At 71.7% G+C, this 7415-nt stretch carries 7 protein-coding genes and 2 pseudogenes; 4 read left to right on the top strand and 5 right to left on the bottom strand.

Annotation, left to right across the window (positions count from 1 at the left end; genetic code table 11):
* Both FV229_RS23570 and FV229_RS23565 read left to right on the top strand, forming a co-directional pair.
* The coding region (locus FV229_RS23570; RefSeq protein ID WP_147754280.1) for an HWE histidine kinase domain-containing protein at nucleotides 1-887 on the top strand (887 nt) is incomplete at its 5' end.
* A 104-nt stretch (nucleotides 888-991) separates the two neighbouring features.
* A complete protein-coding gene (locus tag FV229_RS23565; RefSeq protein WP_147754281.1) occupies nucleotides 992-1519 on the top strand; it encodes a GNAT family N-acetyltransferase in 528 nt (175 codons plus the stop codon).
* Between the two features lie 186 nt (nucleotides 1520-1705).
* Here the strand turns inward: FV229_RS23565 and FV229_RS23560 are convergent, their stop codons facing one another.
* From FV229_RS23560 to FV229_RS28605, 5 genes and pseudogenes are all read right to left on the bottom strand, one after another.
* A complete protein-coding gene (locus FV229_RS23560) occupies nucleotides 1706-3010 on the bottom strand; it encodes an MFS transporter (protein WP_147754279.1) in 1305 nt (434 codons plus the stop codon).
* Between the two features lie 121 nt (nucleotides 3011-3131).
* Entirely contained in the window at nucleotides 3132-4604 is a 1473-nt protein-coding gene (gene trmFO, locus FV229_RS23555; protein WP_147754278.1) for a methylenetetrahydrofolate--tRNA-(uracil(54)-C(5))-methyltransferase (FADH(2)-oxidizing) TrmFO, read from the bottom strand.
* Between the two features lie 58 nt (nucleotides 4605-4662).
* Nucleotides 4663-4809 (bottom strand): DUF1127 domain-containing protein, encoded by a 147-nt coding sequence (locus FV229_RS23550; protein WP_147754277.1) that lies wholly within the window; start codon nucleotides 4807-4809, stop codon nucleotides 4663-4665.
* A 417-nt stretch (nucleotides 4810-5226) separates the two neighbouring features.
* Nucleotides 5227-5688 carry a S1C family serine protease gene (locus FV229_RS28610; RefSeq protein WP_348644203.1) on the bottom strand — a complete coding sequence of 154 codons (462 nt, stop codon included), beginning with the start codon at nucleotides 5686-5688 and terminating at the stop codon, nucleotides 5227-5229.
* Between the two features lie 63 nt (nucleotides 5689-5751).
* A pseudogene (locus FV229_RS28605) lies at nucleotides 5752-6210 on the bottom strand (S1C family serine protease); the annotation flags it as partial.
* A 417-nt stretch (nucleotides 6211-6627) separates the two neighbouring features.
* On the opposite strand from FV229_RS28605, the gene FV229_RS23540 reads away from it, so the two are divergent.
* Together FV229_RS23540 and FV229_RS23535 are read left to right on the top strand one after the other, a co-directional pair.
* The gene (locus FV229_RS23540; RefSeq protein ID WP_147754276.1) at nucleotides 6628-7179 is read left to right on the top strand and encodes a sigma-70 family RNA polymerase sigma factor; all 552 of its coding nucleotides are present in this window, start codon (nucleotides 6628-6630) and stop codon (nucleotides 7177-7179) included.
* Nucleotides 7176-7415 (top strand): annotated as a pseudogene (locus FV229_RS23535) (hypothetical protein); the annotation flags it as partial. The gene FV229_RS23540 and the pseudogene FV229_RS23535, both read left to right, overlap by 4 nt.

The following is a 7415-nucleotide window of genomic DNA, read 5'->3' as shown; positions in this document are numbered from 1 at the left end:
CGCCTTGCCCCCTCGCCGCCTTTCCCGAGACCCTGGCGCGCCTGGCCTCGGGCCTGCCGCAGGCGATCCGCGACATCGCCGAGCCGGCGCTCGCGGACGACGCCGCGGCCTATGCCGCCATGGGCGCGCAGGCCGCCGTGAACGTGCCCTTGATCCGCCTCGGCCGGCTCGCCGGCGTGCTGTTCGTGCACGATCGCGGCCCGCGCGACTGGGCCGCCGGCGAGATCGCCTTCGTGCGCGAGGTCGCCGAGCGGCTCTGGGGCACGCTCGGGCGGATCCAGGCCGAGGACCAGCAGACGCTGCGCAACCGCGAGCTGAGCCACCGCCTGAAGAACACCCTCGCGATGGTCCAGGCCATCGCTTCGCAGACGCTGCGCAACGCGCCCGACTTCGAGACCGCCAAGGAGGCGCTGGCCGCCCGCCTGATCGCGCTGGGCAAGGCCCACGACATCCTCCTCACCGGCGCGCGCGAGAGCGCCGGCATCGGCGCGGTGATCGCCGGGGCGCTGGCGATCCACGACGACGGCCAGGCCGGGCGCTTCGCCCTCGACGGGCCGGCGATCGAGGTCGGGCCGAAGGCGGCGCTCTCGCTCGCGCTGATGATGCACGAGCTCGCCACCAACGCGGTGAAGTACGGCGCGCTCTCGGTGCCGGGCGGTCGCGTCGCCGTGACGTGGTCGCTCGAGGCCGACGCGATGGTGCGGATGCTCTGGACCGAGCGCGGCGGCCCGAAGGTCGCGGCGCCGACGCGAAAAGGGTTCGGGTCGCGGCTGATCGAGCGCGGCCTCGCCGGCGCGGTCGGCGGGTCGGTCGGCCTCGCCTACGAGCCCGAGGGGGTGGTCTGCCGCGTCGAGGCGCCGCTCTCGGGCTTCGAGGCCGCCGAGTAGGCTCTCCAGGCGCCGACGTCGGTCGTTCGGCACGAGCGCGGGATGAGATCGCCCCGCCAAAGCGTCTCTTTCGGGAACCGCCACCCGATCCCACATCCGTGCAGATGCTTTTCCGCCGCGCGAGAGCCGACAGCTTGAGCGACCTGCCCGGTCTGGAGACCGCGCGCCTGACGATCGACGGGCTGACGCCCGACGACGCGGAGGCCCTGCGCAGCCTCACCGACGACCCGGCGATCACCGGCGCCGTCGACTTCCTGCCCGCGCCCTTCACCCTGGCGGACGCCCGCGCGCTCATCGCCTCCGGGCGGCGCGGCGAGGACCGGTTCTTCGGCGCGCGGACGCGCGAGGGCCGGACCCTGGTCGGCGTCGTCGGCACGCACCTGCGCGGACCCGGCGCGATCGAGATCGGCTACTGGGTCGGCGGCGCCGCCCGCGGGCGCGGCCTCGCCACGGAAGCGGTGACGGGCATCCTGGGCTCGCTGTCGCGCCGCTTCCCCGCCCGCCTGATCGTCGCCGAATGCCGCCCCGGCAACGTCGCCTCCTGGGGCCTCCTGACCAAGCTCGGCTTCCGCGACACCGGCGAGGAGGGCCACCGCCCCGGCCGGCGGTTGATGGCGCTGCGGTGCGGCTGATGCTCCGGGTGGCCGCGACCGGAACCCGGAGGCGCGTCGAAGCTTGTCCGTTCGGAGCGATCGGAACGGAGGCGGCAATGGGTGAAGATCTCGTGGTGTTCGGCCTCTCGGCCCTGACATTCGTCGGCTTCGTGTTCGGTTACGCGACATCCCAGGCGTAGGCGCCGGGCTGCGGACCGTCAGGCCTCAGCGCACGGAAGCGGCCGCCCCGGCGGGCATCGCCTTGCCGCCGCGATAGATCACCAGCGTCGCGAACAGCCCGAGGGCGCCGCCGAGCGACATCCACAGGCCCGGCGCCGCCTTGTCGCCGGTCGCCTCGATCAGCCAGGTGGCGACCAGCGGCGTCATCCCGCCGAACAGGGCGGTCGCGAGCGAGTAGGCCAGCGAGAACCCGGCGGTGCGGACCTCCACCGGCACCACCTCGGTCAGCGCCACCACCATGGCGCCGTTGTAGCTGCCGTAGAGGAACGAGAACCACAGCAGCACGGCGAGCATCGCCCCGAAGCTGACGTGCCCGACGAGCCAGGTCAGGGCCGGGTAGGCGGTGAGCAGGGTGAGCGCCGAGAACACGATCAGCAGGGGCTTGCGGCCGATCCGGTCGGACAGCGCCCCCATCACCGGCAGCCAGAACAGGTTCGAGACCGCGACGCAGAAGGTCACGAGCAGGCTGTCGGTGTCGGTGAGCTTCAGGACGCTCTTGCCGAAGGTCGGGGTGTAGACGGTGATCGTGTAGAACGCGATCGTGGTCATCGCGACCATCAGCATGCCGAGCAGCACGATCCGCCAGTTCGCGGCGAGCGTCCGGAAGATCTCCGCCGCCTCCGGCCGGTGCTTGCGCTCGGCGAAGGCCTTGGTCTCCTCCAGCGAGTTGCGGATGTAGAACAGGAACGGCACCAGCGCGCAGCCGATGAAGAACGGCACCCGCCAGCCCCATTCCGACATCTGCTCCGGCATCAGGGCATGGTTCAGCCCGTAGCCGATCGCCGCCGCCGCCATGATCGCCACCTGCTGGCTGCCCGACTGCCAGGAGACGTAGAAGCCCTTGCGACCGGGGGTCGCCATCTCCGACAGGTAGACCGAGACGCCGCCGAGCTCGACGCCCGCCGAGAAGCCCTGGAGCAGGCGGCCGACCAGCACGAGGCCCGGCGCCAGCAGCCCGATCGTGGCGTAGCCGGGCACGAAGGCGATCAGCACGGTGCCGGCGGCCATGATCGCCAGCGTCGTGATCAGCCCCTTCCGGCGCCCGACCCGGTCGACGTAGGCGCCGAGCAGCACCGCGCCGAGCGGCCGCATCAGGAAGCCGGCGCCGAAGGTCATGAAGGTGAGCATCAGCGACACGAACGCGTCGCCCGACGGGAAGAACGCCTTCGCGATGTAGGTCGCGTAGAAGCCGAACAGGAAGAAGTCGAACATCTCCAGGAAGTTGCCGCTGGTGACCCGCAGCACCGCCCCGACCTTCGATCCGGTCGACCCCTCGTATGATCCCGCCACGACCTCGCCCCCTCTGCTTCGGCCGCGGCCGTTCGGAGCACTGTTCGCCGGGACGGGCGCGGGCTCAAGGCGAGATCGTGAGTCTCCCGGACTTTTGTGATGGTTCGGACGTGCGGAGCCGCTACTCGGCGGCCGCCGCCTGGGGCACCGTGCCCGCGATCCAGGCCGAGAGGTCGGCGCGCGCCCGGTCGGTCAGGGCCTGGCGCTTGAGCATCGCCTTCTCCGGCCCGCGCAGGCGCTTGCCGGTCTCGTTGCGCGGCATCGCGGCGAGCGGCGGGAACAGCCCGAAGTTGACGTTCATCGGCTGGAACGAGCGCGGCTTGGCTGGCGCCTTCACCAACTCCTCGGCCGTCTCCTCGCCCGGCTCTTCGGGCACGTTATCGAGGATGTGGCCGCCTGTGATGTGGGCGATCAGCGCGCCGAGCGCGGTGGTCTGCGGCAGCGGCTCCAGGGCGCGGCCCTCGGCCTCCGCCACGGCGAAGCGTCCGGCCATCAGGCCGATCGCCGCGCTCTCGACGTAGCCCTCGCAGCCGGTGATCTGGCCGGCGAAGCGCAACGACGGCCGGACCTTCAGGCGCAGGGTCGCGTCGAGCAGGCGCGGGCTGTCGAGGTAGGTGTTGCGGTGGAGCCCCCCGAGGCGGGCGAACTCCGCGTTCTCCAGGCCGGGGATGGTGCGGAAGACGCGGACCTGCTCGGAATAGGTCAGCTTCGTCTGGAACCCGACCATGTTGTAGAGGGTGCCCAGCGCGTTGTCCTGGCGCAGCTGCACGATGGCGCAGGCCTTCACCTGAGGATCGTGCGGGTTGGTGAGGCCGACGGGCTTCATCGGGCCGTGGCGCAGGGTCTCGGCGCCGCGCTCGGCCATCACCTCGATCGGCAGGCAGCCGTCGAAGTAGGGCGTCGAGGCCTCCCACTCCTTGAAGCCGATCTTCTCGCCGTCCACGAGGGCCTGGATGAACGCCTCGTACTGCGCCCGGTCCATCGGGCAGTTGATGTAGTCGGCCCCCGTGCCGCCGGGCCCGACCTTGTCGTAGCGCGACTGGAACCACGCCTTGTCCATGTCGATCGAGTCGCGGTGGACGATCGGGGCGATGGCGTCGAAGAAGGCGAGCGCGTCGGCGCCTGTGATCGCGCGAATCCCCTCGGCGAGCGACGGCGCGGTCAGCGGGCCGGTGGCGACGATGCACGGCCCCCAGGCTTCCGGCGGCAGCCCGGCGACCTCTTCGCGGACGATGGTGACGTTGGGATGCGCTTCGAGCGCGGCGGTGACGGCGGCGGAGAAGCCGTCGCGGTCGACCGCCAGCGCGCCGCCGGCCGGGACCTGATGCCGGTCGGCCGCGCGCAGGATCAGCGACCCGAGGGTGCGCATCTCCTGGTGCAGAAGGCCGACGGCGTTGCCGTTCGGGTCGTCGGAGCGGAAGGAGTTGGAGCAGACGAGCTCGGCCAAGCCCTCTCCGTGATGCGCCTCGGTGCCGCGCACCGGCCGCATCTCGTGCAGGACCGCGTGGTGGCCGGCTTCGGCGATCTGCCAGGCGGATTCGGAGCCTGCGAGGCCGCCGCCGACGACGTGGATGGTGTTTTTAGAGCTGGACATGCCCCGGGATACCGGAACGGGCCGGCCCGAAGCAACGGGCCGGCAGACGTCCGGAAGATCAGCCGCGGGCGATGCCTTGGATCTCGAAGCGGTTGATGCCGAGGTCGGCGAGGTCGCGATCGGACAGGCGGGACAGCTCGGTGACGGTCTCGCGGTAACGGAGGTAGGCGCGGAAACGGCTGAGGACGCTACGGGCGGCGGACATGACATTGACCTTTGTTCAGGCAGACGGTGACGACCGCGTGGGCACCGCTGCCTCTTGTTGGTGCAATGCACATATAAGCTTGCTGCAGCGCAGCGGCAGGCCACGCTCGGTGAGCCTGCCATGCAGCTTCGACATGCGCCGCACAACGATTTGGCAAGGTTTTGGAAAGCCTGTTTTCGAGGCTGCCGCGCTGGCGGAGTCGCGCGCATAGGTCGCGGGCGGGTCGTGGCCTGCTCGAACGGCCAGGTCGGGGCGGATGATCTTGCGGTCGTCTGCGATGAATCGGGGGCACCGGTCGATGCACCCGCGTAAGACTGTCGTTCCGCGCGATGATCTTGAAAACGACGGCGCCGCACCGCGGAAGATCCGCGATGCGGCGCTGTCGTGGAGGGCCCGGCGTGTGGGCCGTGCGGGGTTTCAGTAGAAGTGGCGCGGCCCGTAATAGGCCGGGCGGCCGTAGAACGGGCGCGGCGGGCCGTAGCCGTAGGGGCCGTAGCCGGGCGGGCGCCGCCAATACGGACGCGGGCCCCAGTTCGGCCGGCACACGCCCCAGGGATTGGGGTGGAAGCCGGGGCCGCAGCCGCCCGCGACCGTCTCGATCAGCGCGCCGCCGGACAGCGGCGCCAGCGGCAGCGCCCAGACGCTGCGGAAGAAGTCGGCGAGGTCCGCCACCGGCTCGCCGGCCACCGCCTCGATCACGTCGCCCGCGCGCAGGTCCGCCGCCTCGGCCGGGCCGTTGTCGGCCAGCCCCATCACCACGACGCCGTCCTCGCTCTCGGTGGCGTAGAGGCCGAGCCAGGGGCGGGCCGGACGGTTGGCGCGCCCACGCGAGGTCAGGTCGTCGAGGATCGGCGGCAGCAGGTCGATCGGCACCACCATGTTGATCGCCCGCGGGCCCGACGTGCCGCCCTGCTGGAGCTGGAGCGAGCCGATGCCGAGGAGGTCGCCCTCCGGGCCGATCAGCGCGGTCCCGCCCCAGTTCGGGTGCGAGGGCGCGGTGAACAGCGCCTCGTCGAGGACGTACTCCCAGTAGCCGGCGAATTCCTGCCGGGCGACGATCTGCGCGGCGACGCAGCGCTGGCGACCGCCGGCCCCGGCCACCACCGCCCGGTCGCCGATCTTCAGGCTGCCGGAGGAGCCGAGCTTGAGCGCCGGCACGCCCAGAGGCCCGAGGGCCTGGACCAGGCCGAAGCCGGTCGCGGCGTCGAACCCCATGACGTGGCCGGGCACGGAGCGGCCGTCGTTGGTGGTGAGCCACACGCTCTCGGCCTCGGTCACGAGGTATCCGATGGTCAGCACGAGGCCGTCCTCGCCGATGACCACGCCGTTGCCCGCCCGCTCGGTGCCGAGCGTCTCGGCGGTGAAGGCCTCGGCCGGCACGCGGGCGGAGAGCTGGACCATCGCCGCCAGCGCATGGTCGAGGTCGTAGCCGTAATCGCCCGGCTTCGGCTGCGTCGAAGCCGGGATCTTCCAGTCACCCTGCGAGGCCATGCCGCGTCGGTCCTTCGAGATGTCTGCGCTCCGGCGCGGGGCCGGAGGGTCGGTCGAATGTTTCGGATACGCACGCGGCGTACCTTGATCAGGGGAGATAGGACGCGCCGTCGGCGAGCGACACCCCGGCAGGGCGACGCGGCGGCGGCGTGCGAGCGCGACCGTCACGGGATGCCGCCTTTCCGCTTTCGCATCCCGCGGGAGAACCGCGGCAATCGGGGCGCCACGGCTTCTCATCACCGCAGAATGCGCTAACCCTTGCCGCAACGGTCCCGATCGATCGCCCTCGCCGGCGGGAGGACCTGCGAACGGGACGGGGGACGATCTTTGGGCGACGACGCCACCCTGCAGCGGATCCTGCGCGCGATCGCCGGCGGCGACGCGGGCGCGCTGCGCACGCTCTACGACCTGACCTCACCGAAACTTTACGGGGTCATCCTGCGTATCCAGCGGGATCGGAGCGTGGCCGAGGATGTGCTGCAGGACGTCTACCTTCGGGTCTGGCAGGCGGCAGGTTCCTACGCTCCGGAATCCGGGCGGCCGATGACGTGGCTCTGCGCCATCGCGCGCAACCGCGCCATCGACGGGATCCGCCGCAAGGGCGAGGTCCAGGGACCGGTGCGCGAGGACGGCGAGGACTGGGTGGAACGTCTCATCGACCCGCACGACACCGAGGCGGCGATCGTCGGGCGCGGCACGCTCACGGCCTGCCTCGCCCGCCTCGACGCGGCGCAGCGCGCCTGCGTGATGCTGGCCTATTGCGAGGGCTGGTCGCGCGAGGAGCTGGCCCGCCACTACGACCGTCCCGTGAACACCATCAAGACCTGGCTGCACCGCTCGCTCGGCGCCCTCAAGGGCTGCCTGGAGGAGCAGGCATGAGCGCAGGATCCGTGGGTGCCGGACCCGAAATCGAGCGCGACCAGCGCGCCGCCGAATACGTGCTCGGCACGCTCTCCTTCGACGAGCGCGCCGCGTTCGAGCTGGAGCGCGCCGTCGACCCCGCCACCGGCCGCGCGGTGACGGCGTGGGAAGAGCGCCTCGGGCCGCTGGCCCTCGCCGTGCCGGACGAGACGCCGCCGGACCACGTCTGGCCCGGGATCGCCGGGGCGCTGGCG

Source organism: Methylobacterium sp. WL120, from assembly GCF_008039465.1.
Taxonomy (GTDB): Bacteria; Pseudomonadota; Alphaproteobacteria; order Rhizobiales; family Beijerinckiaceae; genus Methylobacterium; species Methylobacterium cerastii.
This window is presented reverse-complemented; position numbering and strand designations above follow the sequence as displayed.

Bases quoted from the DNA above. Each gene is read 5' to 3' on its own strand.
- FV229_RS28610 (WP_348644203.1), bottom strand. From the start codon at position 5,688: ATGGTGGTGCCGATCGACCTGCTGCCGCCGATCCTCGACGACCTGACC.
- FV229_RS23550 (WP_147754277.1), bottom strand. From the start codon at position 4,809: ATGTCCGCCGCCCGTAGCGTCCTCAGCCGTTTCCGCGCCTACCTCCGT.
- trmFO (WP_147754278.1), bottom strand. From the start codon at position 4,604: ATGTCCAGCTCTAAAAACACCATCCACGTCGTCGGCGGCGGCCTCGCA.
- FV229_RS23565 (WP_147754281.1), top strand. From the start codon at position 992: ATGCTTTTCCGCCGCGCGAGAGCCGACAGCTTGAGCGACCTGCCCGGT.